Source organism: Luteimonas cucumeris (assembly GCF_007830035.1).
Classification (GTDB): domain Bacteria; phylum Pseudomonadota; class Gammaproteobacteria; order Xanthomonadales; family Xanthomonadaceae; genus Luteimonas_C; species Luteimonas_C cucumeris.
This window is the reverse complement of the sequence record NZ_VLKN01000004.1, coordinates 146,988-172,576: the sequence shown is the minus strand read 5'-3', so window position 1 is coordinate 172,576 and position 25,589 is coordinate 146,988. Positions and strand designations below refer to the sequence as shown.

Sequence of the window (25,589 nt, the reverse complement as noted above, 5' to 3'; positions counted from 1 at the left end):
GTACCAACAAGCAGAACGCTTACGAATGGATGTGGTGCTGCTTCAAATTGCGAAAAACCGGTCACGAGCAACGAATCACCACCAACCAATCACCAATCACGAATCACCAATCACCCCATGAAAATCAAACGCTTCATAGCTCCCGACATGCGTACCGCGTTCGCGATGGTGCGCCAGGAGCAGGGTCCGGATGCGGTAATCCTGTCCAACCGCGTGACCGACGACGGCATCGAGATCGTCGCCGCCACCAACTACGACGAGGCGCTGGTGCAGCGCACGCTGGAAGCGATGCGCCCGTCGACGCCGGTCGCGCCTGCAACTGCGTCGACGCTTGCAGAAATCGCGCCGCCATTACGCCAGGCCACGCCCGCAGTCTCGGCAGCGCAGGCCGCCACCGTGCGCGCGCCGTCGCCTGCCGAAGCGGCCGCCGCCTACTTCCATCCGCATGCCGCATCGGCCACGCCGACAGCCGCGGCGATGACGCCAGCCACCGAAACGCCGCCGTCGCCATCCTTTGCCGCACAACTCGCCGCCACGCTGGCGCCGGTGTCGGCGCCGGCGCAGCGGGAGATGGAAGGCGACGAGCTGCCGCTGCTGGCCCTGCCCAGGATCGTGCCGCCGCAGCCCTTGCCGCCGCTGGAAAGCGCCGCCATCGAACCGGCCTTGACCGTGGTCGCCGACAACACCGTTCAGGCGCGCGAGGACGACCAGCAGCTTGTGCAGATGCGCAGCGAGCTGGCTTCGATGCGCGAGATGATCGAACGCGAGATGCATCGCCTCACCGACGAACGCCTGCGCGGTTCGCCGGTGCGCATGCAGGCGATGGACCTGATGGAGGAATACGGCTTCGACCCTTGCATCACCCGCGAGGTCGCGCTGCAGATTCCCGCCGACACCGAACTGCACCGCGGCCGTGGCCTGATGCTGGGCCTGCTGTCGCGCAAGCTGCCGATCATCCCGGTCGATCCGCTGCAGCAGGGCGGCGTGATCGCGCTGGTCGGCCCGACCGGCGCCGGCAAGACCACGACCATCGCCAAGCTCGCCGCGTCGTTCGCCGCCACGCACAACGCCCGCGACGTGGCCCTGGTCACTACCGACACCGTCCGCGTCGGCGGCCGCGAGCAACTGCACAGCTACGGCCGCCAGCTCGGAATCGCCGTGCACGAAGCCGACAGCGATGCCGGCCTCGCGCAGACATTGCAGCGCCTGCGCGACTACAAGCTGGTGCTGATCGATACCGCCGGCCTCGGCCAGCGCGACCGCAACCTGGTCGGCCAGCTCAACTGGCTGCGCACTTCCGGTCAGGTGCACACCCTGCTGGTGCTGCCGGCCAATTCGCATTTCTGCGACCTGGACGAAGTCGTGCGCCGCTTCGGCAACGCCAATCCGCAGGGCGTGGTGCTGACCAAGCTGGACGAGACCGGACGCCTCGGCAGTGCGCTGTCGGTGGTGGTGAACCATCAGCTGCCGATCGCCTGGATCACCGACGGCCAGCACGTGCCACGTGACCTGCATCGCGCGAACAGCGCGCACCTGGTGCTGCGCCTGGACCAGCTGCGGCGCCAGTCGGAAGAACCCTGCCACGCGGAGGCCAGCCATGTCGCCTGACCTGTTGCACACCAGTCCGCGCAGCACGCCAGCGGCCGTGGGTGACTTCCATCCGGTGCGCGTGATCGCGATCACCGGCGGCAAGGGCGGCGTCGGCAAGACCAACCTGTCGGTCAACCTCGCCGTGTCGCTGGCCGAGCAGGGCAAGCGCACCCTGTTGATGGACGCCGACCTCGGGCTTGCGAACGTCGACGTGCTGCTGGGCCTGTCGCCGCGCCACACGCTGGCCGACCTGGTCGCCGGCCGCTGCACGCTGGACGAGGTGCTGGTCGAAGGCCCGGACGGGCTGCTGATCGTGCCCGCGTCGTCGGGTTTCCGGCACATGGCCGAACTGCAACCGGCCGAGCACGTCGGCCTGGTCCACGTGTTCTCCGAATTGCAGCGCGCGCTGGATGTGATGGTCGTGGATACCGCCGCCGGCATCACCGACAGCGTGCTGACCTTCTGCCAGGCCGCGCAGGACACCGTGGTGGTGGTCTGCGACGAGCCGGCCTCGATCACCGATGCCTACGCGCTGGTCAAGGTGCTGTCGCGCGAGCGCGGCGTCGATCGCGTGCATGTGGTCGCCAACATGGTCCGCGATCCCAACGAGGGTCGCAGGCTGTACGAAAAACTCGCACGCGTCTGCGAACGCTTCCTTGGCGACGTCGCCCTGCATTACCTGGGCGCAGTGCCGCAGGACGACTGGCTGCGGCGCGCGGTGCAACGCCAGCAGGCGGTGGTGAAGGCGTATCCGGGCAGCCCTTCGGCCCGCGCCATCAACGACATCGCGCGGCTGGCCGCACGCTGGCAGCCGCCGGCCGCGGCGCGCGGCAACGTCGAATTCTTCGTCGAACGCATGATCAGCGGGAGTGTCGCCGCATGAGTTCCGCCGCAGCCCAATACAAGGCGGTCGCGCGCGCCGCGGCCACCGACTGCGTCACCACGCACGCCGACCTGGTGCGCCGGATCGCCCACCACCTGGTCGCGCGCCTGCCGGCCAGCGTCGAGGTCGACGACCTGATCCAGGCCGGCATGATCGGCCTGATCGAGGCTTCGCGCAGCTACGACGCCGACCAGGGCGCCTCGTTCGAGACCTACGCCTCGATCCGCATCCGCGGCTCGATGATCGACGAGATCCGCCGTGGCGACTGGGTGCCGCGCTCGGTGCACCGGCGTGCGCGACAGGCCGCGTCTACCGTGCGCGAGATCGAACAGCGCACCGGCCGCGCCGCGATCGCCACCGAAGTGGCCGCGGCGATGGACATGCCGCTGCCCGAATACCTGCGCCTGCTCGAGGATGCTTCGCGCGGCCAGGTGCTGAGCCTGGAGTCGCACGTCGACGACCACGGCGAGCCCAACACCACCCGTACCGGCGGGCCGTCGCCACAGCACCTGCTGGAACGCAGCGAGTTCCGCCAGTCGCTGGTCAAGGCCATCGGCCAGTTGCCCGAGCGCGAACAGCTGGTGCTGTCGATGTACTACGAGCAGGAATTGAACCTCAAGGAAATCGGCGCGGTGCTCGGCGTCAGCGAATCGCGCGTCTGCCAGATCCACGGCCAGGCCATGGTCCGCCTGCGCGGCCGTCTGGACGTGTTCGAAAGCGCCGATGCCGGCCTCGCCGACGACTGAAGAATTCCCGGCGCGGGCCGATATGGCATCGGATGCGGGCCTTACGCGCATCCAGGCAGGACGAATTGACGGAGTTCCACGTGATCGCCAACAAGAACATGCGCATCCTGATCGTCGACGATTTCTCGACGATGCGCCGCATCATCAAGAACCTGCTCAACGACCTGGGCTACACCAACACCGCCGAGGCCGAAGACGGCAACAGCGCGCTGGCCACGCTGGCGCAGGGGCCGTTCGACTTCGTGGTGACCGACTGGAACATGCCCGGCATGACCGGCATCGAACTGCTGAAGGCGATCCGCGCCGACGAGCGCTTCAAGGCGCTGCCGGTGCTGATGGTCACCGCCGAGGCCAAGCGCGAGCAGATCATCGAGGCCGCGCAGTGCGGCGTGAACGGTTACATCATCAAGCCGTTCACCGCGCAGACGCTGGAAGAGAAGCTCGGCAAGATCTTCGAGCGGCTCGGAGTCGCGGCCTGATGCAGATCGCGACCGAAACCGCCGGCCGAGCCGTGCTGGTGGAGAAACTGCAGCATGCGCTGGATGCTTTGCAACAGGGCGACGAAGCCGGCTGGCGCCGCGAACTGGATGCCATCGCCGCATGGCGCACGCAGCCGATGATGCAGGGCCTCGGCCGGCTGGCGCGCGAACTGGCGCAGACCCTCGGCGAACTGCCGCCCGCGCATGGTGGCGATCTCGACGATGCCTGCGCGCGCCTGGACCACGTCGTTGCCATGACCGAACAGGCCAGCCACAAGACCCTGGACCTGGCCGAACAATGCCGCGGCATCGCCGATCAGCTGAAGGCGACGGCACTGGCGCCGGAGCAGACGGTACTGATCGATCGCATCCGCAGCCATCTTTCCGAACTGGCGCTTGCCCAGAGCTACCAGGACCTCACCGGCCAGATCATCCGCCGCGTCGCCGGCATCGTCCGTCGCGTGCACGAAGGTTTCGGCGCACTCGGCCTGCCGCCACCGGAAAAAAAACAGAACTCAGACCTCGCCGGTCCTGCGATCGCGGGGATCGACCGCAATGCGTTTTCGCAGGATGACGCCGACGATCTGTTGTCGGGGTTGGGGCTTTAGGGGCCCGGATTAGGGATTGGTGATTGGTGATTTGCAAAAAGAGGCAGGTATTGCCCGCCGATTCCACTTTCCTGTCATCCCTAGCGTAGCGAGGAACCTTTTTGGGTTCGGCGAAGCATGAAGCAGGTCCCTCGCTGCGCTCGGGATGATGACGGATAAAAAAGAAGAACGGCGCAGCATGCAGAGCAAAGGCCGTCATGTCTTCACTGCATTCCACGCTCCCCTGCATCTGAAAATCAATTCATCACCGTAGCCACCGAGCCCGCGAAACCTCCCATGTCCGCCGTCACCGCCGAAATCGCCGCCGACTTCCTGATCGAGGCGCAGGAGATTCTCGACCGGCTCGGCGAGCAACTGGTCACGCTGGAACACGACCCCGGCGACAGCGAGCAGCTCAATGCCGTGTTCCGCGGTTTCCACACGTTGAAGGGCGGCGCCGGATTCCTGGCCATCCATGCGATGGTGAACCTGTGTCACGCCGCCGAGGAGGCGCTGGGCGCGGTGCGCGCCGGCCAGACGACGCTGGAATCGCAGCACTTCGACGCCGCGCAGCAGTCGCTGGACTACCTGCAGCGCATGCTCGACGCGGTCGCCAACAGCGAGGAGCCGCCGCACGCGCCGGACGAACTGATCGCGCGGTTCGATGTGCATGGCGTGCCTGCAGCGCCGGCCGCGGCGCCGATGATCGCCGGTGGCGGTAGCAACCTGATCGACGACGATGAGTTCGAAGCGCTGCTCGACCAGTTGCAGGGCGCCGTGGCGCCGATCGCCGCCAAGCCGAAATCGGCGAGCGATCTGATCGACGACGACGAATTCGAGGCGTTGCTGGACCAGTTGCATGGCAGCGCTGCGCCGGGCATCACTGCCGCTGCCCCGGTCGCGGCCCCACGTCCTGCGCCTGCGACAATACCGCCGCCGTCAGGCGTTGCTCCGGCAAAACCTGCGGCGACACGCAGTGCCGAACCCGAACAGACCATCCGCGTCGATACCAAGCGGCTCGATGCCATCGTCAATCTGGTCGGTGAACTGGTGCTGTCGCGCAACCGCCTGAAGACGCTGCGCGCGCGCATCCGCGACGAGGAACTGGATCGCGCGGTCAGCAGCCTGGACATCGCCACCGCGCGTCTGCAGAACGCGGTGATGCGCACGCGCATGCAGCCGGTCGGCAAGGTGTTTTCGCGTTTCCCGAAGGTGGCGCGCGATGTCGCCCGCACCCTGCGCAAGGAAGTCGAGCTGGAACTGGTCGGCGCCGAGACCGAGCTGGACCGCAACCTGGTCGATGCGCTCGCCGATCCGCTGGTGCACCTGGTGCGCAATGCCATCGACCATGGCATCGAGCAGCCCGACGTGCGCGAGGCCTCCGGCAAGCCCCGCGCGGGCCGCGTCTGCCTGTCCGCACAGCAGGAAGGCGACTACGTCAGCATCGAGATCCGCGACGACGGTGCCGGCATCGATCCCGAGCGGCTGCGCGCCAAGGCGCGCGAAAAGGGCCTGATCGACGCGGAAGCCGCCGCACGCCTCGGCCATGACGACTGCCTGCAACTGGTGTTCATGGCCGGCTTCTCGACCAAGGCGGAAGTCACCGACATTTCCGGGCGCGGCGTCGGCATGGACGTGGTGCAGTCGCGCATCCGCGAACTGAGCGGGCAGATCCAGATCCATTCCGAACTCGGTCGCGGCAGCCGCTTCGTGATCCGCGTGCCGCTGACCCTGGCGATCCTGCCGACGCTGCTGGTGCAGGCCGGCGAACCGGTCTACGCACTGCCGCTGGCGCGGGTGATGGAAGTGCTGCACGCGCCGCCGTCGTCGGTGCGCTGGTTCGACGGACGCCCGGTACTGGACCGGCAGGGCAACACGATGCCGCTGGTCGACCTGCGCCGCTGGCTTGGGATGGAACCGATGCAGCCACCGCTGCTGACGATCGTGGTGCTGCAGATGGGGGAGCAGCGTTTCGGCCTGGTCGTCGACCAGGTACGCGGCCGCGAGGAGGTGGTGATCAAGCCGCTGCCGCGCGCGGTGCGCGGGCTGCCGGGTTATGCCGGTGCGACGCTGATCGGCGATGGCCGCATGGCGTTGATCTTGGATGTCGATGGCCTGCGCGAGAGCGCGAACTGACGCGACGGTTCGAAGCGCCGTGATGCAAGGGTGGTGCGATGCCGACATCGGCGTCGGCAAGGAAGAAAAACTGCGGGTGGCGTCATCGCCGCCGACTCAAGTCTGAACGATCACGGTCGATATCAGGATCATATGGACATCTTCAGCGTCATCGGCATCATCCTGGCACTGCTGGCCCTGGTCGGCGGCAGTATCCTCAAGGGTGCGGGCGTGTCGTCGCTGTGGTCCTCGGCCGCGTTCGTGATCGTGATCCTCGGCACGGTCGCCGCGATCATGGTGCATACGCCGCCGGCGGTGTTCAAACGCGCTGCGGCGATCGTCGCCTGGGTGTTCCGCCCGCCATCCAGCGACCGCGCCACGCTGGTCGCGCAAATAGTGGAATGGAGCAACATCGCGCGCAAGCAGGGACTGCTCGGACTGGAGCCGCTGGTCAACGAGCAGCCCGACGCGTTCATGAAGAAGGGGCTGCAGATGCTGGTCGACGGACTGGAGCCGGAGGCGATCCGGCACATGCTGGAGATCGACCTCAGCGGGCAGGAGCACGAGGACCTCGCCGCCGCCAAGGTGTTCGAGGCGATGGGCGTGTATGCGCCGACGCTGGGCATCATAGGCGCAGTGTTCGGCCTGATCGCGGTGATGAAGAATCTCGCCGATCCCAGCAAGCTCGGCCATGGCATCGCCGCCGCGTTCACCGCCACCATCTACGGCATCGCCTCGGCCAACCTGTTCTTCCTGCCGATGGCCAGCAAGCTCAAGAGCGTCATCAACCATCGCAGCCGCGAGCGCGAGATGATCATCGAAGGCCTGATCGCGATCGCGCAGGGCGAGAACCCGCGCAACATCGAGTCCAAGCTCGCCGGCTTCCTGCACTGACGCGCGCGGGAATGGCGAAACCACGATGGCACGCAAGCGCAAGCAGGAAGAACACGTCAACCATGAGGCCTGGGCGATCCCCTATGCCGACCTGATGACGCTGCTGCTGGCCTTCTTCGTGGTGATGTACGCGATCTCCACGCTCAACGAGGGCAAGTACCGGGTCATGGCCGATGCGCTGACCGCCGCGTTCGGCGGCGCGCCGCGCACGATCAACCCGGTACAGGTCGGCAACCACCAGCTGCAGGGCGCGGACTTCGATCGTCCTTCGCCGATCAAGTCCGGCGCCAAGGTCGGGCCGTCCGCGCCGTCGCCCGCGCCCAACGTCACGTTGCTGGCGGCGATGGCCTCGCAGATGAACATGACCGTCGACAGCCGCAGCCTGCACGACGCGAAGCAGCAGCTGGAGTCGATCGCGGGCAACCTGGAACGCGCTCTGGCGCCTCTGATCGATCGCAAGCTGGTGGTGATCAAGCGCGCCGAGCTGTGGCTGGAAGTGCAGATCAATAGCGACATCCTGTTCCCGACCGGATCGGCGACGCTGGAAGCCGCGGCGCGCGACACCGTATCCAGCCTGGCCGGCGTGCTGGCCGGCGTGCCCAATTCGGTGCGCGTCGAAGGCTATACCGACGACCGCCCGATCAACACGTTCCAGTTCCCGTCGAACTGGGAACTGTCGGCGGCGCGCGCGGCCAGCGTGGTACACCTTTTTGTGCGCGATGGCATCTCGCCTGACCGGCTGGCGATGATCGGCTATGGCGAGTTCCGCCCGATCGCCGACAACGCCAGCGAACAGGGCCGCAATTCCAACCGGCGCGTGCTGCTGGTGATCCTCGCCGATCGCAGTCAACCGGCATCGTTGCCGCAACTGCATGCGGTGTTGCCGGCCGATACCTTGCCGCGCTCGAATCAGAACGATGCCGGCGCGGATCGCGACCCTTCCACCACCGGCGCAACGCAACTGCCGGTCGACTTCGGAGCGATGAAGTGATGCGCGTGTGGGCAATCGCCAACCAGAAAGGTGGCGTCGGCAAGACCACGACCACGCTGGCCCTGGGCCGCGGCCTGGCGCTGCGCGGTTTGCGGGTACTGGCGATCGACCTGGATCCGGGTGCATCGTTGACCCATGCCTTCGGCATGCCGGCAGAACCGGCGCCGCAGGGCGTGATCGACCTGTTCGAGACGCCGCCGCGGCCGCTGTCAGCACTGGCGAACGGCAGCGACATCGAGAACCTCGGCTATGTCGCGGCGCAGTCCGCGCTGGCCACACTGGAACGTCGCAGTGCCACCCAGCCGGGACTCGGCATGGCGCTGTCGCAGGCGCTGTCGCGAAGCAATGCCTACGACTACGTGCTGCTCGACTGCCCGCCGACGCTGGGCCTGCTGATGGTCAACGCACTGGCCGCCGCTGACCACGTGATCATTCCCACCCAGACCGAGCCACTGGCGCTGCATGGCCTCGACGGCATGCGCCGCACCACGGCGATGATCGAACGCTCGCGCCGGCGCGCGCTGCAGGTATCGATCCTGCCGACCCTGCACGACCGTCGCACCCGCACCGATGCCGAGGCGCTCGCCCAGATGCGCCAGCGGCACGGCGACTGCGTGTGGGAGGAAGCGATTCCCTGCGACACCCTGATCAGCAACGCCGCCATGCTGACCCGGCCCGCCGCCAGCGCGCGCCAGCCCGGGCGCGCGCTGTCTGCGTACGCGCGCGCGCTGGACTGGATCCTGCATAACGACCACGCGATCGCGGAGCAGGCGGCGTGAGCAGCGCGTTGCCGCTCGACGACTACCTGCTGGAATTGCTGGGTACGATTGCCGAGCCTGCCGTTGTTGTGCCCGTGCCTCTTGCGATCGATGCGGTTGCTGCAGTCGATATTTCCGATGTTGTCGATGCCGGCGCGAGCTCGTTCGCTGCTGTCGAGGCCCCTGCTACCGCCACGGTCGCGCCAGCGCCGGCAGTTTTTGCTGCTGTCATGACTCCTGTCGTGCCGAAACCGATGCCAGCGCCAGTGGCACCCGCACCGGCGCTGCCTGCTCGGGGACTCATGGAAGAACCCGACTGTGAGAGGGGCTTCAGCCCCAACCGGCTTCATGGGAGCGCCATCGCCGCCCAACATCCGCTGCCGCAGTTGCCCGCATCGCTGATGCAGGCGCCGCCCGCGGAAGACTCCTTCCATCGCCGCCGCAGCAGCGACCGTGCGACGCGCTGGCTGCGCCTGCGCTGCGACCGGCAACACTACGCATTGGAACTGCTCAAGATCCAGGAAGTGATCCGGCCCGGCCTGCTGCTGCCGTTGCGCGGCGCGCCACGCCATATGCTCGGCGTGATGAACCTGCGCGGCCATGTGGTGCCGGTGATGGACCTGGGCCTGTACCTCGGCCGCGAACCCTGCCGCGAGGATGCTGGCACCCGCATAGTAGTGCTGGAGGAGAACGGCGACGTGCTCGGCCTGCGCGTCAGCGCGGTCGAGGACGTGACCAAGATCAACGACCCGCAGATCGAGCCGGCCGACGATACCCGCATCTCGCGGCTAACCCACCAGGTGTTTCGCGGCGTCGCGCGGCTGGGGGGGGATACGGTCATCCTGCTGGATGCGTCGCGGTTGTTGCAGTGAGTCGAGTTTCCGGGTGGCCTTGGCGATAACCTGGCCTCGTTGGCGAGCGTTCGACCTGTAGGGCGCATTAGCCGAAGGCGTAATGCGCCGTATGACGCGAGGTTCCTACAGCCATGCGGCGCAATGCCCTTCGGTTATTGCGCCCTACGCGAAATATTGATCTTTGCTCCAAGCCGTCATTCACGCGTCCTTCGACGGGCTCAGGATGAGCGAGGCGAGGATCCAGCGACTTTGCCCGCTCGCCATCCCGGCGCAAGCCGGGATCCAGTGACTCTGCTCTTGGGCTGTTGGAGTTGCGCAGCATTTGCCGACCTTCCGGTCGGTTTTGACCAGCCTACGGCTGTTGTAAAGCGCTTCCGCCCGCTTCCGCGTGCGGGTCACTTTCTTTTGCTGACCCAAAAGAAAGTAACCAAAGAAAAGGGTCTTCCCCGATCAGAGCTAACGATGCAGTTGATAGTCCTCGGGGATTTTCCGACTCGCCATCCATGGCTCGGTCGGAAAACGGCGCACATCCATGTGCGCCGCCCTTCGGGTCTATGGCGTGGCTCGGATCGCTGGTAGTTCGTGCCAAGGTCAACAGCTAACAGCCGCAGCTAAAGCCAATGCGATCGGCAGAGTGCGGGGGGGCGATCAAACGCTGCAATCAAATTTCAAGCGAGAACAAGAGCTCCGGCAACGACGAAAGCGGCCCCCGAATCGGCATCTATCGAGTGCAACGCAGCCAAGCCGGCTTCGGGCCCTTTCTTTGGTTACTTTCTTTGGGCCAGCAAAGAAAGTGACCCGCACGCGGCAGCGGGCGGAACAGCCGACCCGTAGGGTCGGGAACTTGCGTCCTTCGACAAGCTCAGGATGAGCGAGGTGTTGCGTTGTAGCGGGCGGAAAAGCCGACCCGCAAGGGTCGGGAACTTGCGTCGTTGCCGCCAATCGCTTCTCCGCCCTTGCCGCAAACGTAGGGGCAACAAAGCGCCGGATCAGGCCTCCAGGTCGGTCTCGCTGCATCGTTCGCCCACCACCTTGTTGCGCCCGCGATGCTTGGCTTCGTACAACGCCGCGTCGGCGATGGCGATCATCGACAGCACGTCTTCGTGCTGGGTCGCGATCCGGCTGGCGTAACCGATGCTGACCGTGACGTCGGCCTCGCCGCCGTGCGACAGGATGCGCTGCACGTCGGCGCGGATCGCTTCGGCGACCGCGGCAGCGCCGGACTCATCGGTTTCCGGCAACAGCACGCAGAATTCGTCGCCGCCGTAGCGGGCGCCTGCGTCGGCGGGACGTTGCAGATGCTGGCGGATCAGGTTGGCGATGGTGCAAAGGATGTCGTCGCCGCGGGCGTGGCCGTGCACGTCGTTTACCCACTTGAAGCGGTCGACATCGATCATCAGCAGCGACAGCGGTCGCTTGTTGTGGAAGGAGCGTTGCCACTCGGCATCCAGGCGCTCGTCGAGCTGGCGCCGGTTGGCGAGACCGGTCAATGGGTCGGTGGCGGCGAGCGCGGCCATGCGTTCGCCGGTTTCGTGGCGCAACCGCAGTTCATGGCGCAGCAGCCAGGCAAATCCGACGCCGGTCAGGCACAACAGGAGCGTGGCGCCGCCAACCAGGGCTGCCGTCCGCCGCCATGACGCGTAGACCTCGTCCGCCGAGATCGCGATCAGCAGCACCAGCGGCAATTCGCCGACCCGCGAAAAGGTGAACAGGCGCACTTCGCCGTTGACCGCCGACAGTGCGGTGAAGCTGCCTTCGCGCTCGCGCACCATGCGCTGGAAATTGGGGCTGGCGCTGAAATCGGTGCCGGTCATGTCACGGCCGGTGGAAGGATGGCGCGCGAGCAGCGCGCCGTCCTGCTGCAGCAGGCTGACATGGGTGGAGGCGCCGAACTCCAGGCTGCGGAACAGGACGCTGAAATAGCGCAGTTTCATCTCGCCCAGGGCGACGCCGGCGAAGCGGCCATCCGCCGAAGCGACGCGTCGGCTGAAGGCGATGTGCCATGCGTCCGCGCCTGCGCCCAGCCGGTAGGGTGAACTGATGCACAGGCCATGGGCGGGATCGCGCGCATGCACGTCGAAGCACGGCCGGCCACGGAACGATGCGGGGAGATGATCGCCGCGACCGGAATTGGCGATGACGCGGCCATCGGCATCGAGAATCAGCATGCGCTCGCTGTGCGGTGCGGCGACCGCACGACCGAAATACAGTTCGCGACGCAACTGCGGCGGCAGCTTGTCGATTCCCGGCGTCGCGGCGGCGGTCGCGGCGCCCTGCAGCGCGAGGTCGTAGAGGCCGATGCTGCGCGTGATGTCGGCATCGATCAGCTGCACCAGATTGCCGGCGGAGCGGCGCGCCAGGTGCGTGGCGCTGCGATGTTCCATCGCCAGCAGCGACAACACGATGGCCAGCAGGGCCATCACGCCGATGGCGCTGCCGGCGATCACTATCCGTTCCGCTGCACGTGGCGACGGGGGGCCGGCGTGCGCAATACGATTCGAGGGCAGGATCGACATGGCTAGGCCGCGACTTCCCGCGCCGCGTCGAAGGCCTGGTCGAGCAGGCGCTGCACGGGCGGCCCGAGTTCGCCGGACAGCAGCGCGAGCAGGAACAGCCCGAGCAGCAACGCCGTCGGCAGGCCCAGCTGGATCGGGTTGAGCGCGGGCGCGGCGCGTCCGAGCACGCCGAACGCCAGGTTCACCGCCAGCATCGCCACCATCACCGGCAGCGCCAGGCTCAAGCCGGCGCGCAATACCTGCATCATGAAAGCCGGCGCGACCTGCAGCATCGCCGGCACATCGGGTAGCGCCGCGCCTACCGGCAGCGAGCGGTAGCTGTCGACCAGCAGCGACACCAGTGCGAGGTGCCCGTTGAGGGCGAAGAACAGCAATCCGAAGGCCAGGTAGAACCACTGGCCGACGACGCCGGAATTGACCCCGCGCAGCGGGTCGGACATCTGCGCGAACGCCAGGCCGGTGCCCTGCGAGACCAGTTCGCCGGCCAGTGCGCCGGCTTCGAACGCCAGCCGCAGCAGGAAGCCCATGCTGGCGCCGATCGCCAGTTCGCGTGCGATGTTGAGCACGGTGACCGCATCGAACACGATCTGTCCGGGCGTCGGCGGCAACAACGGCGCCAGCGCGAACGACAAGGCCGCCGCGATCATCACCCGCACCCGCCGCGGAATCGCCGGCGTGCCGATCAGCGGCGAGGCCATCAGCAACGCACCAGTGCGCAGCAGCGTCCACAGCACCGCATTGATGGCGCCGAAGGCCTGCTGGCCGTCGATCACCATCTGGGTGGCGGCGTCCATCCGCGTTTCAGCCGATCAGGTGCGGCAGGCGCTGGAACAGCGACGTGGTGTATTCCACCAGCGTGCCGAGCAGGAAGCTGCCGGTGGCGAACAGCGCCGCGGTCAGCGCGACGGCCTTGGCGACGAAGGCGATGGTCGGTTCGTTGAGCTGGGTCGCGGCCTGGATCACGCCGATCACCACGCCCACCACCAGCACCACCAGCAGCAAAGGACCGCCGACCCACAGCGCCACTTCCAGGCCGCCGCGCAGTTCGGTGAGTGCGACTTCGGGATTCATCGCGTCAGGCCGCGTTGAAGCTGGCGGCCAGCGAGCCGACGATCAGCACCCAGCCGTCGACCAGCACGAACAGCAGGATCTTGAACGGTGCCGACACCAGCATCGGCGACAGCATCATCATGCCCATCGACATCAGCACGCTGGCCACGACCAGGTCGATGATCACGAACGGGATGAACACCAGGAAGCCGATCTCGAACGCGGTCTTCAGTTCGCTGGTGATGAACGAGGCCACCACGATCGGGAACGGCACGTCGGCAGGGCTGGCGTAGGCGCCGTGGCCGGCGAGACCGGCAAAGGTCATCAGGTCGGTGTCGCGCACCTGCGCCAGCATGAAGCCGCGCAGCGGTGCGGTGGTCATCTGCCAGGCGGTGGCGAAATCGATCTGCCCGTCCAGGTACGGCGCCATGCCCTGCGCCCAGGCCTTCTGGCCGACCGGCAGCATCACCAGCATGGTGAGGAACAGCGCCAGCCCGACCAGCACCTGGTTCGATGGCGTCTGCCCGGTGCCCAGCGCCTGCCGCAGCAGGCCGAGCACGATGATGATGCGGGTGAATGCAGTCATCACCAGCAACGCAGACGGAATCAGCGTGATCGCCGTCATCAGCAGCAGCGTCTGCAGCGGCAGGCTTACGGCCTTGTCGCCGACCTGGCCGACGGTGACCTTGGGCAGTGCCGGCAGGCTCGGAGCGGTCGGCTTGGCCGCAGCGGCGACGCCCGTGGTCGTGGCTGTCGGCGCGGTGTTGGCGTTGGCTTGCGCCAGCGCCAGCATCGGTGCGCACAGCAGCCATAACGCCAGCAATGAACTCAGGAAACGACGCATGGCTCAGGTCTCTTTGCGCAGGCGCTTGGCCAGCAGTTCGGCGAAATCGGGCATCTTCGGCATCGTCGGCGCCGCCGGCATGGCGAGCGGCTGCGACAGTCGATGCAGCGACGAGATACCGCCGGCGCTGACGCCGAGCAGCAGCTGTTCGCCGCCGACATCCACCACCAGCAGGCGTTCTTTGGTGCCGACGTTGAGCGAGGTGACCAGGCGCAACTGATCGTTGGCATGCAGGCCCAGTCGCGCGCCGGGCAGGCGCCGCAGCAGCCACGCCAGTCCGAGGATCAGCGCCAGCACCAGCACCAGCGCGACCAGCGCGCCTCCGATACCGGGCGCGGCCGGCGCGGCTTGCGCGACCTTCCCGCCAGCGGCGGCGCCGGTGCCGGTGCCGGCCACGGCGAGCATCGTCGATATCGTCAGGCTCATCGCAGGCGCCGGATGCGTTCGCTGGGGCTGACCACGTCGGTCAGGCGCACGCCGAAGCGGTCGTTGACCACCACCACTTCGCCATGCGCGATCAGCGTGCCGTTGACGAACACGTCGAGCGGTTCGCCGGCGCCGCGTTCCAGTTCCACCACCGAGCCCTGGTTGAGCTGCAGCAAATTGCGGATCGGCATGCGCGTGCGGCCGACTTCCAGCGACAGCACCACCGGCACGTCGAGGATGACGTCCAGGCTCATGTCGTTGTCGCTGCTGGCGGCTTCGGCCTGCAGCGATTCGAATTGCGCCGCGCTGGCGGCTTCGTTTGCGGATGTGTTCACGACGCGGAGTCCTGGAAGACGACGGGGAGGTTCGATGGCAGGCCGGCGGCCGGGAGCGGCCTGTCGGCTGGTGCGGCCAGTGCCGCGGGCACGGCCGGCGCGACGCGCGTGCCGGGTGGATGGTTGGCGACGATCTTCACCGCGTTGCTGCCGTTGCGGATGCCGAACTCGCCGGTGAACACCGGCACGCGTTCGACGCACAGCGGCACTTGTTTGGGCAGGTCGATCGGCAGGATGTCGCCGATCTTCAGGCGGGTGAGCTCGCGCAGGTTGATGCGTTTTTCGGCCAGCACGCTGGACAGCGTCACTTCCGCGGTGCGCAGCTGCTCCTGCAGGCTCAGCTTCCAGCTGCCGTCGTTGTCGACGCGGTCGGACTGCATGCCCGCATCGAGCAGTTCGCGGATCGGCTCGAGCATGGAATAGGGCAGGGTGATGTGGATCTCGCCGCCACCGCCGTCCAGCTCGACGTGGAAGCGGCTGACCACGACGTATTCGCGCGGGCTGACGATGTTGGCGAAGTGAGGATTGACTTCCGAATTGATGTACTCGAAGTCCACGTTCATCACCGGTGCCCACGCATCGACCAGATCGGCGAAGGTCTGCTTCAGCAGCAGGTGGATCACGCGCATTTCGGTGGGCGTGAACTCGCGGCCCTCGATCTTGGCCGGATAGCGGCCGTCGCCGCCGAAGAAGTTGTCGACCACCGTGTAGACCAGCTTGGGTTCGAACACGATCAGGCCGACGCCGCGCAGCGGCTTGAGCTTGATCAGGTTGAGGTTGGTGGGCACATACAGCGAATGCAGGTAGTCGCCGAACTTGATCATCTCGATGCCGCGCACCGAAAGGTCGGCCGAGCGCCGCAGCAGGTTGAACAGGCCGATGCGCCAGGTGCGGATGAAGCGCTCGTTGATCATCTCCAGCGTCGGCAGGCGGCCGCGGACGATGCGGTCCTGGCTGGCGAAGTCGTAGGAACGGGCGACGCCCGGTTCCGGCGGCGGATCCTCGGTCTCGATCGCGCCGGAGTCGACGCCATGCAGCAGCGCGTCGATCTCGTCTTGCGACAGCAGGTCGCTCATCATGGTCGGCGCCCTACTGCATCACGAAGCTGGTGAACAGCAGTTGCTCGACGCCGGGCTTGCCGGTTTCGGCGGTCATCAGCGCCTTCACGTCGCGCAGCGCTGCGGCCTGCAGTTTTTCCTTGCCGGCGCGATCGGCCAGCGCGTCGGCCTGCGCCTGCGCGAACAGCATCAGCAGCTTGGCGCGGATCGCCGGGGCGTGCTGTTCGACATTCTTCAGCGCCTCCGGATCGCGCGTCATCAACTGCACCTCCACCTGCAGGTAGCGCGGACCGGCCATGGCGCCGGCGAGGTTGACCACGAACGGCGGCTCGAGCGCGAAGTACTGCGCCGGCGCCGGAATGCGCGAGGCCTTGCTCCTGGCCTTGGCCTGTTCCTGTTCGATCTGCTGCGCAGCCGAGCGGCTGGCGAACAACCACGCACCGCCGCCGGCCGCGCCCGCGGCGACCACGGCAATGACGGCGATCAGCAGCCAGGGCTTGCCTGACTTGAGGATGTCGGCCTTGGCGGCCTTGGCGTTGTTCTTGGCGGAAGACACGCGGATGGATCTCCTGGGGCGGACGGGAGATCCGATGCAAGCGGTGTGCCGATGGCGGTATTGGCGTCAGCCGGAAAATTGACGCGCGCAGGGATCACGCGTACGCGTCGAGCAGGCCGCGGACCGAATGGCGTGGTGCCGGCGATGGGCTGCGCAGATCGGTGCCTTCCGCGCTCGGCGCGCCGTCGTGGTTGCGGGCATCCGGATGGCGTGCCGGTGCCTCCTGGCGATGGCCGACGTCGGCGTGGGCCAACTGGAAACCGTGCTGGCCGAGCATCTCGCGCAGTTTCGGCAGGCTGCTTTCCAGCGCCTGCCGCACTTCCGGTTGCGCGCTGTCGAAGTCGGCGTGGACGCGATCACCCTCCAGCCGCAGGCGGATTTCCACCGGCCCCAGCTGCTCGGGCGTCATGCGGATATGGGCGTGGCCGATCTTCTGTTCGGCCATCCAGGTCAGGCGAGTGCCGATCGCCTCGTCGAAGTGTTCGCTGTGCAGGTCCGGCGTCGGCGCGGCCAGCAGATTGACCGTCGCGGTGCGCGGCAGGCCATGGGTGGACGGCGAGGGTGCGGCTGCGGCGTTGATCGTGGGCGCGGCCGAGTCGCCGTCGGCGTCCTGGCGCAGCGTGTCGGTCAGTTCCTTCAATGTCGGCGCGATCGGCAACGCTTCCGGCGCGATCGCCGGGGCAGTGGCGGCGAGTTGCGTGGCGGAAGGCAACGGATTCTCTGCGGATCTGGCAGTGGTTGCGGTGTTGTCGACAGGCCGTGCCTCGGTCGGCAGTCCGGTCGTTGCATCGATGCCGGCTGTGGCGGGCGCCGGTTCACCTTCGATACCCGCGGACAAAACATCAATTGCCGATGCCAGCGCCTGTGCCTGAGGAGCAGAGCCTGCTCCGCCGCCTCCGCCGGGCAACGCAGTGGGCGCGACTCCAGTCGCGGTTTCCGGCAGCGCGACGGGCTGGGCCGGCTGCGCTGCGTCCGTCCACGGAATGCCGAGCAGCGCCAGCGCCGCCAGAGGCCAGTCGCGCGTGTCCTCGTCCTGCTCCTGTGCAGGTTCGGGCGTGTCGGCATCCTTGGGTTTGGTGGAAACGGCTGCCGCTTCCGCGCTGCCTTCCGTGCTTTCCGTACCGGCGGCGACCGCCGGATTTCTTGCGGCTTCCTTCCCGCGCAACAGGCGTTCGAACCGGTCGTCGCCGTTGGCTGCGGTGGTTGCATCGCGTGTCGCCGGCTTGGCGTCGGCGGAACGCGACGCCGGCGAGGCGGTTGGCGCCAGGCCGGCCAATGTCGCCGTGTTCATTGCGCTTCCTCGGTTTCCTGCGCCGCGGCGGCTGCGGCCAGGCGCACGCGGCGCGCACCGAGGTCGTCCATCTCGCGCTGGTTGCGGCGTTCGACCACCTGGTGTTCCTGCGCGCGATAGCTGGCGGCGAGCTGTTCCAGCACCTGTTTGTCGCGGCCGGCCAGCAGCAGCCGCGTACGCTCGACGTCGACGCTGGCGCGGCTATGGTCGACGGTGCGCGCCTGCTGCTGCAACGCGCTGTCGATGCGATCGAGGAATGCGCGGCGATTGGCGAGCTGCGCCGGACTGGTCGCGGCCAGTTGGCTGTTGGCGTATTCCTCGGCATAGCCGCGCAACTCCTCCAGCCGCGATTCGTGCATCGACAGCGTGCGCTGGCGTTCGGCCAGGTCGCGCGCGACGGCGTCCTCGTGGTCCTGCGCGCGGCGCAGCAGCGGGTCGATCCGGCGGGATTGCATCATGGCGTCGTCTCCTGGCGTTCTTGCAGGATGTGGTCGAGAGTACTGTCGTTGAGTGCATCGCGCGCGGCGGCGGGCGTGCCCACCAGACGCTCCAGCGCTTCGCGGCTGTGCGGCAGGTCAGCGGCGCGGGCCACGTCCTGGCCGAGGAATTCGACGATTTCCGGCCAGCGTTGCAGGGCCTCGTCGACGCTGGCATCGCTGCCTCGCTGATAGGCGCCGATCGCGATCAGGTCGCGGTTGCCGTTGTAGGCCGACAACAACCGCTTCAGCTTGCGGATGCGGTCGCGCCAGGTTTCGTCGGCGATCTCGGTGACCACGCGGCTGACTGAGGATTCGACATCGATAGCCGGATACAGGCCGCTGTCGGCGACGCGACGCGACAGCAGGATGTGGCCGTCGAGGATCGCGCGCGCGGCGTCGGCGATCGGGTCCTGCGGATCATCGCCTTCGGTGAGCACGGTGTAGAAAGCGGTGATCGAGCCGCGGCCCTTGGCGCCATTGCCGGCACGTTCGACCAGCGCCGGCAGGCGCGCGAACACCGACGGCGGATAGCCGCGCGTGGTCGGCGGTTCGCCGACCGACAGGCCGATCTCGCGCTGCGCCTGTGCGAAGCGGGTCAGCGAATCCATCAGCAGCAATACGTTCAAACCCTGGTCGCGGAACCATTCGGCGATGGCGGTGGCGCGATACGCACCCTGCAGCCGCGCCAGCGGCGGCCGGTCGGCCGGGCTGGCGACGACCACCGCGCGTGCCAGGCCGACCGGGCCCAGCGTGCTCTCGACGAAATCGCGCACTTCGCGGCCACGTTCGCCGATCAGCCCGACCACGATCACGTCGGCGGCGGTGTAGCGGGTCATCATGCCCAGCAGCGTCGACTTGCCGACGCCGGAACCGGCGAACAGGCCGACGCGCTGGCCGCGGCCGATCGGCAGCAGCGCGTTGATCGCGCGCACGCCGACATCCAGCGGCTGGGTGATCGGTTCGCGCGACAGCGGGTTGATGGTGGCGCCGGACATGCTGACCGTCGCTTCGGCGCGGATCGGGCCGCGGCCGTCGAGCGGCACGCCGTCGCTGTCGATCACCCGCCCCAGCAGGCCTTCGCCGACTTCGACGCGACCGCGGCCACGCATCGGCACCACGCGTGCATTCGGCAGCAGGCCGTGCAGTTCGGCGCTGGGCATCAGATAGGTGCGCTCGCCGGCGAAGCCGACGACTTCGGCATCGACCCAGCCGCCGTCCTCGACCTCGACCTTGCAGGTCGCGCCCAGCGGCGCTTCGCAGCCGATCGCTTCCAGGGTGAGGCCGACGGCGCGGCGCAGGATGCCTTCGCGGATCAGTCCGCGTCCGCCGAGGTCGGGATGGATGTTCGACAGCCGCGCGGCGAGGCGCAGGTCGCGCGCCTGCAGCCAGTCGAGTGGTTGCGCGCTCATGCGCCGGCGCCCTTGCGCAGCACTTTTTCCAGCGCGCCGCGCAGGCGCGCCTCGAGCGTGCCGTCGATGCGCACGCTTTCGGCATGCACGCGCAGGTCGCCGCGGCTGAGGCTGGTGTCGCCGGTCAGGCGCGTGGCCGGCATCAGCGACAGCACCGGCGTCAGCGCGGCGATGTCATCCGGATGCATGCGTACCTCCACGTCGCGACTGGCACCACCGACCGCATCCAGCGCTTCGCTGGTCAGCTCCGACAGCAGCATCGGATCGGCCTGGTAGGCGCGGCCGACCAGGCTGCCGGCGATGCGTACCGCCAGTTCCGACAGCGCGCCGATCACTTCGCTTTCGAGCCGGTCCAGCGGTCGCGAGAAATTGTCGAGGATGCCTTCGATCTGCGCGGCGAGGCGTCGCACCTCGGTCTGCCCCTGCGCGAAACCTTCGGCATGGCCTTCGCTGCGACCGCGTTCCAGGCCTTCCCGGTAGGCCGCTTCCTCGATCGCCTGGATTTCCTCCACGCTCGGCGGCCGCAGCACCGGCGCCTCGGCATCGGCACCGGATTCGGCGATGGCATTCAACGCGGGCGCCAGCCAGCGCACCGCGCCGTGCATGCCGCTGCTTGCCGTCTTGCCCGACGCGGCCATGCTCATACCAGCTCCTCATTGTTGCTGGTGAGCGAGATCGCCCCTTCGTCGGCGAGGCGGCGGACGATGGCGAGGATTTCCTTCTGTGCCATTTCCACGTCCGACAGGCGCACCGGGCCGCGCGCCTCCATGTCTTCCAGCAGGATCTGCGCCGCGCGCTGCGACATGTTGCGGGTGATCTTCTCGCGCACCTTGGGATCGGCGCCGCGCAGCGCCAGGCCGAGGCGGTCGTTGGGCACTTCGCGCAGCAGCGCCTGCAGCTCGCGATCGCCGAGATCGAGCAGGTTGTCGAACACGAACATCAGGTCCTGGATGCGCGAGCCGAGCTCGGCATCGACCTGCGAGATCGATCCCAGCAGCGCCTGGTCCTGGCCGGAATCCATGAAGTTGAGGATGTTGGCGGCGACCTTGACGCCGCCGATGTTGGACGACTTCAGGTTCTGGTTTCCGGAGAACTGGCGCTCCATGATCTCGTTGAGTTCGTTGAGCGCGTTCGGCGGGATGCCGTCGAGCGTGGCGATGCGCAGCAGCACGTCCGAACGCGCGCGCTCGGGCAATATCTTCAGCGTTTCCGCGGCCTGGTCGCTGTCCAGGTGCGCCAGCACGATCGCGATGATCTGTGGATGTTCGTTGCGCACCAGGTCGGCGATGGCGCGCGGGTCCATCCACTTCAGCGTGTCCAGGCCGGTGGTGTTGCGGCCCAGCAGGATGCGGTCGATGAGGCTGCCGGCCTTGTCCTCGCCCAGTGCCTGCACCAGTACCTTGCGCACGTAGTCGTCGGCGCCCATGCCCAGCGAGGTCTGCTTGCCCAGCGCGGCGGCGAACACATCCATCACCTGCGACACCTGTTCGCGGGTGATGCCGGTGATGGTGGCCATGGCGATGCCGAGCTTCTGCACTTCCTTGGCGTTCATGTGCTTGAGCACTTCCGCCGCGTCCTCCTCGCCCAGCGATAGCAGCAGCACCGCGGCGCGCTGCACGCCGGTCAACGCCAGTTCCTTACTCATCGTGCGCCACCCAGTCCTTGACCACCTGCGCGACCTGCTTGGAATCGGCCTTCACCGCCTCGCGCGCCTGGCGCAGGCGGTCTTCGTAGGCGTCCGAGGCCAGCGCCATGGGCGCGGGCGGCGTTTTTTCGACGCGATCCTCCTGCAGCATCGCCAGCACGTCGTCGTCCTCGTCGTCGGTGATCACCGACACTTCCGCAGTTGCGCCCGGCAGGCGTTTCGCGGCGCGCGGACTGGCGATCTGGCGCAGCGCCGGGCGCAGTACGCCGAACAGCAGCGCCAGCACCACCACGGCGCCGAGGCCATAGCGCGCGATGTCGCGCAGGATCGGATTCTGCAGCAGCGGGTTTTCCCAGAGCGGTACGTCTTCCGGCACTTCGCCGACGCCGTCCTTGACGAATGGTGCGTTCATGACCGACACCGAATCGCCGCGCTCGGCATCGAAGCCGACCGCTTCCTTCACCAGCGCTTCGATGCGGGTCAGCTCGGCCGCTTCGAGCGGATGCAGCTGCACCTTGCCGTCGGCGCCGGCGCGCGGCACGTGGTCGACCAGCACCGCGGCGGTGACGCGACGGATCCGTCCGGCCGGCTGCCGCGTGTGCTGCAGGGTGCGGTCGAGTTCGAAATTGCGGGTGGCGCTGCTGGAAGTTTCGGTCGGCGCAGCCGGTGCGGCTGCGGTCGCGGGCGCGGCATTGGGGCCGGGTGGCGTGTTGCTGGCCGCGCCGGGGACGCCTTCCGGTCCGGGCTTGCTGATGCTGTTCTGGCTGACCTGTTCGCTGCGCAGCTTCGCCGGGTCGGGGGTGAAGGTCTCGCGCGCTTCCTCGCTGACCGAGAAGTCCATGTCGACGGCGACTTCGGCGTTGACGCGACCGGCGCCGGTCATCGGTTCGAGCAGTTCGCGGATGCGCTGGTTGAACGAGGTTTCCTGGCGGCGCACGCGCTCGAACTGCGCGGCGCTCAGCGCGGCATCGCTGTTGGGATCGCTGATGGTGAGCATGCGGCCGCTCTGGTCGACCACGGTGACGCGTTCGGGGGCGAGATCCGGAATGCTCGACGCGACCAGGTGCACGATCGCGTCGACCTGGTTGCGTTCCAGCATCGCGCCGGAGCGCAGTTCCAGCACCACCGAAGCGCTGGCCACTTCGCGCTGGCGGGTGAAGGCGCTGGGCTTGGGAATGGCGAGATGCACGCGCGCATCGCGCACCGGGCGCAGCGTGGCGATGGTGCGTACCAATTCGGTTTCCAGCGCGTGCTGGTAGCGCGCGTTCTCGACGAACTGGCTGACGCCGAAGCCCGGATCGCGCTCCATCAATTCGAAACCGAGGCGTCCGTTCTCGACCAGGCCGGAACTGGCCAGCTTCAGGCGCGCGTCGTGCAGGTTCTTTTCCGGCACCGAGATCGCACCGGTGGCCTGGTCCAGCTGGAACGGGATCTGCGCGGCGCGCAGCATGTCGGTGGCCTCGGCGGTGGCCTTGGCATCGAGGCCGGTGTACAGCGGGCTGTAACCGGGTTTCTGCGACCAGAAGAACACCATCAGTCCGACCGCGACGGCGCCGGCGATCAGCAGCAGGGTGCCGAACTGGCGCACGACCTGCGTGTCCTGTAGGCGCGCGATCGCGGCGCCGGCCTTCTCGGCGTTGAGCGATTCCTTCAGCGAATCCTTGGATAGAGCGAGGGCCATGGGGTGGTGATTCCTGCCTGACTGCGTATTGGCGCGGGCTCATGCGCGCCGCGCTTCAAGGTCGTGTTTTCCGCTGCGTGCCTACAGCGGCATGTTCATGACGTCCTGGTAGGCCTGCACCAGGCGGTTGCGCACCTCGACCGTGGCCCGGAACGCAACCTGCGACTGCTGCGCGGCCACCATCACCCGCGCCAAGTCCGCGCGCGGATCGCCGAGTTCGAACGCGGTCGCCAATGCGCCGGATTCCTTCTGCGCGGCGTTGACGCCCTGCAGTGCGCCTTGCAGTGTCTCGGTGAAGCTGGCCGGCTTGGCTGGTGCCGGGTTGATGCCGGTGGGAGCGAGCGCGCCGGGATTGATTGCGCCATGGCCCGGCGCGATGTCCAGCGCGCGCGCGCCGAGCTGGTTCTGGTAGCCGCGTATCTGCGACAGGATCGAGGAAACGGAATCAGTCATGGCGGCGGTTTCGGCGTGGTTCCGGGGGTTCCGTCCGAATCACGTGCAAGACGCATGCCGGAACGGCCGCCGCCGCGCCGTCAGGTTTCCGGCGCCAGCGCTGCCTCGTCGCGTTCGACGCCGTACTTGCGCAGCTTCTCGACCAGCGTGGTGCGGCGCAGGCCGAGCAGTTGCGCGGCATGCGCGACCACGCCACCGGCACGATCCAGCGCACCGCGGATCAGGTTCAACTCGATCCGCGCGATGTGCTCGCGCAGGTCGATGCCTTCTTCCGGCAGCTGGTCGCTGGCAACCATGGTTTCCACGGCCGCCGGTGCAACGGTCGCGGCTACGGGCGTCGTATCGCCAATCGTCGTGGAAGCGACTGGCGTCGACGCCAGCGGCGCCAGGTCTTCGGGCTGGTAGCGCCGGGGCAGGTCGTGCGCGCGCACCAGGCCGCCAGGGTGCAACACCGCCAGCCGTTCGACCAGGTTGGTCAGTTCACGCACGTTGCCCGGCCAGGCGTGTGCGCGCAGCGCATGCAACGCCTCGTCGGCGAATCGCACTTCGCCACGGCCGGTGCGCGCCAGCTGCGCGGCGATGGCGGTGACCAGCGCCGGCAGGTCCTCGCTGCGTTCGCGCAGCGCCGGCATCTCGATCGGAAACACGTTGAGGCGATAGAACAGGTCCTCGCGGAACTGGTTGCTGGCGATGCGCGCCTCGAGGTCGCGATGGGTCGCGGCGATCACGCGCACGTTGCAGCGGATGGTCTGGCCGCCGCCGACGCGCTCGAAGCTGCGTTCCTGCAGCACGCGCAGCAGCTTGACCTGCATTGGCAGGCTCATGTCGCCGATCTCGTCGAGCAGCAGCGTGCCGCCTTCGGCCATCTCGAAGCGGCCCTTGCGCGCGGTCAGCGCGCCGGTGAATGCGCCCTTCTCGTGGCCGAACAGTTCGCTTTCCAGCAGGTCCGGCGGGATCGCGCCGCAGTTGATCGCGACGAACGGACCGTCGCGACGCGGCGACTGCTGGTGGATGGCGCGCGCGGCCACTTCCTTGCCGGTGCCCGATTCGCCCAGCACCAGTACGGTGGTGTCGAACGCGGCGACCTGGTCGATCAGGCGGCGCAGCTGCTGCACCGCCGGACTGTTGCCGGTCGGCCCGCTGCCGTGCGCCGACTGTGCCTGGTGCTCGGTGTCCAGGCGCTTGAGGCTGGCGCGACGCAGGCAGGCTTTCAGCGGTGCGTGGCGGATCGGCGTTTCCAGCGGCCACACCGCCGCCTCGTGCAGGCCGTGCGCGGCGGCGAACTGAACCGGATCGCCGTCCAGCAGCAGCACCGGCGGCGGCAACGGCGCCCGCGCCAGCCAGGCGAAGAACTGTTCGGTCTGCGCGCACGGCTCCAGCTTGCCGACGATCAATGCCATCCAGTCGTTGGCGCGATGGCGTGACAGGTCGACCTCGGCGGCCGACGTGGCCCAGCGCGGCGTGAGGTCCATGAATTCGAGCAGGCCGGCGAGGTGTTCGCCGCGGCTGGCGTCGGCATCGATGACGAGGATGCGGGATTCACTCATGGCCGCGTTGCTCCCTGAGCTGTTCGAGGATGGGCAGCACTTCCTGGATGTAGGAAAGCTTGCTGACGAAGTTGTCGGCACCGGCGCGCAGCGCGTGTTCGCGATGCTCGGCATCGTCGAAGTGGCTAGCGATCACCACGTACGGCGGCGCGTCCTGGGTCTTGATCAGGCGCGTCGCCTGCAGGCCGCCCATTTCCGGCATCGCCAGGTCCATCAGCACCACGTCCGGGCGCAATGCTTCGGAACGCTCGATCGCTTCCAGCCCGTTGCCGGCGCGGCCGACCACTTCCAGCCACTGCAGCTTGCGCAGGTGGCGGATCGCCGCGTTGATGAAGCCTTCGTGGTCGTCGACCAGCAGTACGGTGAGCGGTTTCATCGGTAGGTCGTTCATGGCGGTGCCTG

General features: G+C 67.7%; 25 protein-coding genes and 3 pseudogenes. 10 read left to right on the top strand and 18 right to left on the bottom strand.

Annotated features, from left to right (window positions below; all coding sequences use genetic code 11):
• The first annotated feature begins 117 nt into the window (after positions 1 to 117).
• From flhF to IP90_RS09510, 10 genes are all read left to right on the top strand, one after another.
• Positions 118 to 1,608: a flagellar biosynthesis GTPase FlhF gene (flhF, locus tag IP90_RS09555; RefSeq protein ID WP_144899402.1), complete on the top strand. Its 1,491-nt coding sequence runs from the start codon at positions 118 to 120 to the stop codon at positions 1,606 to 1,608.
• Complete coding sequence (locus IP90_RS09550) at positions 1,598 to 2,473, top strand: MinD/ParA family protein (RefSeq protein ID WP_144899401.1); 876 nt, start codon at positions 1,598 to 1,600, stop codon at positions 2,471 to 2,473. Before flhF ends, IP90_RS09550 begins: the two co-directional genes overlap by 11 nt.
• Positions 2,470 to 3,219, top strand: coding sequence for an RNA polymerase sigma factor FliA (locus IP90_RS09545; RefSeq protein ID WP_144899400.1), 750 nt, complete (start codon positions 2,470 to 2,472; stop codon positions 3,217 to 3,219). Before IP90_RS09550 ends, IP90_RS09545 begins: the two co-directional genes overlap by 4 nt.
• Positions 3,220 to 3,302: 83 nt before the next feature.
• Positions 3,303 to 3,698 (top strand): chemotaxis response regulator CheY, encoded by a 396-nt coding sequence (gene cheY, locus IP90_RS09540; protein ID WP_277874205.1) that lies wholly within the window; start codon positions 3,303 to 3,305, stop codon positions 3,696 to 3,698.
• Positions 3,698 to 4,306 carry a protein phosphatase CheZ gene (locus IP90_RS09535; RefSeq protein ID WP_144899399.1) on the top strand — a complete coding sequence of 203 codons (609 nt, stop codon included), beginning with the start codon at positions 3,698 to 3,700 and terminating at the stop codon, positions 4,304 to 4,306. The genes cheY and IP90_RS09535 overlap by 1 nt, the downstream gene beginning before the upstream one ends.
• Before the next feature lie 276 nt (positions 4,307 to 4,582).
• On the top strand, positions 4,583 to 6,421 hold the full coding sequence (locus IP90_RS09530; protein ID WP_144899398.1) for a chemotaxis protein CheA: 1,839 nt from the start codon (positions 4,583 to 4,585) through the stop codon (positions 6,419 to 6,421).
• Positions 6,422 to 6,553: 132 nt separating this feature from the next.
• Entirely contained in the window at positions 6,554 to 7,294 is a 741-nt protein-coding gene (locus IP90_RS09525; RefSeq protein WP_144899397.1) for a flagellar motor protein, read from the top strand.
• A 25-nt stretch (positions 7,295 to 7,319) separates the two neighbouring features.
• Positions 7,320 to 8,285, top strand: a complete 966-nt coding sequence (gene motD / locus IP90_RS09520) for a flagellar motor protein MotD (RefSeq protein ID WP_144899396.1) — start codon at positions 7,320 to 7,322, stop codon at positions 8,283 to 8,285.
• Positions 8,285 to 9,064: a ParA family protein gene (locus IP90_RS09515; RefSeq protein ID WP_144899395.1), complete on the top strand. Its 780-nt coding sequence runs from the start codon at positions 8,285 to 8,287 to the stop codon at positions 9,062 to 9,064. Before motD ends, IP90_RS09515 begins: the two co-directional genes overlap by 1 nt.
• The gene (locus IP90_RS09510) at positions 9,061 to 9,915 is read left to right on the top strand and encodes a chemotaxis protein CheW (RefSeq protein WP_144899394.1); all 855 of its coding nucleotides are present in this window, start codon (positions 9,061 to 9,063) and stop codon (positions 9,913 to 9,915) included. The genes IP90_RS09515 and IP90_RS09510 overlap by 4 nt, the downstream gene beginning before the upstream one ends.
• Positions 9,916 to 10,886: 971 nt before the next feature.
• Here the strand turns inward: IP90_RS09510 and IP90_RS09505 are convergent.
• The 18 genes and pseudogenes from IP90_RS09505 to IP90_RS09425 all read right to left on the bottom strand — a co-directional run bounded on the left by IP90_RS09505 (position 10,887) and on the right by IP90_RS09425 (position 25,563).
• The gene (locus tag IP90_RS09505) at positions 10,887 to 12,344 is read right to left on the bottom strand and encodes a GGDEF domain-containing protein (protein ID WP_158635314.1); all 1,458 of its coding nucleotides are present in this window, start codon (positions 12,342 to 12,344) and stop codon (positions 10,887 to 10,889) included.
• 71 nt (positions 12,345 to 12,415) lie between these two features.
• On the bottom strand, positions 12,416 to 13,207 hold the full coding sequence (fliR, locus tag IP90_RS09500; RefSeq protein WP_144899392.1) for a flagellar biosynthetic protein FliR: 792 nt from the start codon (positions 13,205 to 13,207) through the stop codon (positions 12,416 to 12,418).
• A gap of 7 nt (positions 13,208 to 13,214) precedes the next feature.
• Positions 13,215 to 13,484, bottom strand: a complete 270-nt coding sequence (locus tag IP90_RS09495; RefSeq protein ID WP_144899391.1) for a flagellar biosynthetic protein FliQ — start codon at positions 13,482 to 13,484, stop codon at positions 13,215 to 13,217.
• 4 nt (positions 13,485 to 13,488) lie between these two features.
• Positions 13,489 to 14,307 carry a flagellar type III secretion system pore protein FliP gene (gene fliP, locus IP90_RS09490; RefSeq protein WP_144899390.1) on the bottom strand — a complete coding sequence of 273 codons (819 nt, stop codon included), beginning with the start codon at positions 14,305 to 14,307 and terminating at the stop codon, positions 13,489 to 13,491.
• A gap of 3 nt (positions 14,308 to 14,310) precedes the next feature.
• On the bottom strand, positions 14,311 to 14,733 hold the full coding sequence (fliO, locus tag IP90_RS09485; protein WP_144899389.1) for a flagellar biosynthetic protein FliO: 423 nt from the start codon (positions 14,731 to 14,733) through the stop codon (positions 14,311 to 14,313).
• Positions 14,730 to 15,068 (bottom strand): flagellar motor switch protein FliN, encoded by a 339-nt coding sequence (fliN, locus tag IP90_RS09480; protein ID WP_242007544.1) that lies wholly within the window; start codon positions 15,066 to 15,068, stop codon positions 14,730 to 14,732. Before fliN ends, fliO begins: the two co-directional genes overlap by 4 nt.
• Positions 15,065 to 16,144, bottom strand: coding sequence for a flagellar motor switch protein FliM (fliM, locus tag IP90_RS09475; protein WP_144899388.1), 1,080 nt, complete (start codon positions 16,142 to 16,144; stop codon positions 15,065 to 15,067). Before fliM ends, fliN begins: the two co-directional genes overlap by 4 nt.
• Positions 16,145 to 16,157: 13 nt before the next feature.
• Positions 16,158 to 16,688: a flagellar basal body-associated FliL family protein gene (locus IP90_RS09470; protein ID WP_144899387.1), complete on the bottom strand. Its 531-nt coding sequence runs from the start codon at positions 16,686 to 16,688 to the stop codon at positions 16,158 to 16,160.
• Positions 16,689 to 16,776: 88 nt separating this feature from the next.
• Entirely contained in the window at positions 16,777 to 17,973 is a 1,197-nt protein-coding gene (locus tag IP90_RS09465; RefSeq protein WP_144899386.1) for a flagellar hook-length control protein FliK, read from the bottom strand.
• Entirely contained in the window at positions 17,970 to 18,431 is a 462-nt protein-coding gene (gene fliJ, locus IP90_RS09460; RefSeq protein WP_144899385.1) for a flagellar export protein FliJ, read from the bottom strand. The genes IP90_RS09465 and fliJ overlap by 4 nt, the downstream gene beginning before the upstream one ends.
• Before the next feature lie 80 nt (positions 18,432 to 18,511).
• Positions 18,512 to 19,861 (bottom strand): annotated as a pseudogene (gene fliI / locus IP90_RS09455) (flagellar protein export ATPase FliI); the annotation flags it as partial.
• Positions 19,858 to 20,466 carry a FliH/SctL family protein gene (locus IP90_RS09450; protein ID WP_144899658.1) on the bottom strand — a complete coding sequence of 203 codons (609 nt, stop codon included), beginning with the start codon at positions 20,464 to 20,466 and terminating at the stop codon, positions 19,858 to 19,860. The gene IP90_RS09450 and the pseudogene fliI, both read right to left, overlap by 4 nt.
• 35 nt (positions 20,467 to 20,501) lie before the next feature.
• On the bottom strand, positions 20,502 to 21,488 hold the full coding sequence (fliG, locus tag IP90_RS09445; RefSeq protein ID WP_144899657.1) for a flagellar motor switch protein FliG: 987 nt from the start codon (positions 21,486 to 21,488) through the stop codon (positions 20,502 to 20,504).
• 10 nt (positions 21,489 to 21,498) lie between these two features.
• On the bottom strand, positions 21,499 to 23,187 hold the full coding sequence (gene fliF / locus IP90_RS09440; RefSeq protein ID WP_144899383.1) for a flagellar basal-body MS-ring/collar protein FliF: 1,689 nt from the start codon (positions 23,185 to 23,187) through the stop codon (positions 21,499 to 21,501).
• 81 nt (positions 23,188 to 23,268) lie between these two features.
• Positions 23,269 to 23,640, bottom strand: a complete 372-nt coding sequence (gene fliE / locus IP90_RS17030; RefSeq protein ID WP_144899382.1) for a flagellar hook-basal body complex protein FliE — start codon at positions 23,638 to 23,640, stop codon at positions 23,269 to 23,271.
• Between the two features lie 80 nt (positions 23,641 to 23,720).
• A pseudogene (locus IP90_RS16995) lies at positions 23,721 to 23,918 on the bottom strand (helix-turn-helix domain-containing protein); the annotation flags it as partial.
• Between the two features lie 122 nt (positions 23,919 to 24,040).
• A pseudogene (locus tag IP90_RS09430) lies at positions 24,041 to 25,187 on the bottom strand (sigma-54 dependent transcriptional regulator); the annotation flags it as partial.
• Positions 25,180 to 25,563, bottom strand: a complete 384-nt coding sequence (locus IP90_RS09425; RefSeq protein ID WP_144899656.1) for a response regulator — start codon at positions 25,561 to 25,563, stop codon at positions 25,180 to 25,182. The pseudogene IP90_RS09430 and the gene IP90_RS09425, both read right to left, overlap by 8 nt.
• Between the last annotated feature and the right edge of the window lie 26 nt (positions 25,564 to 25,589).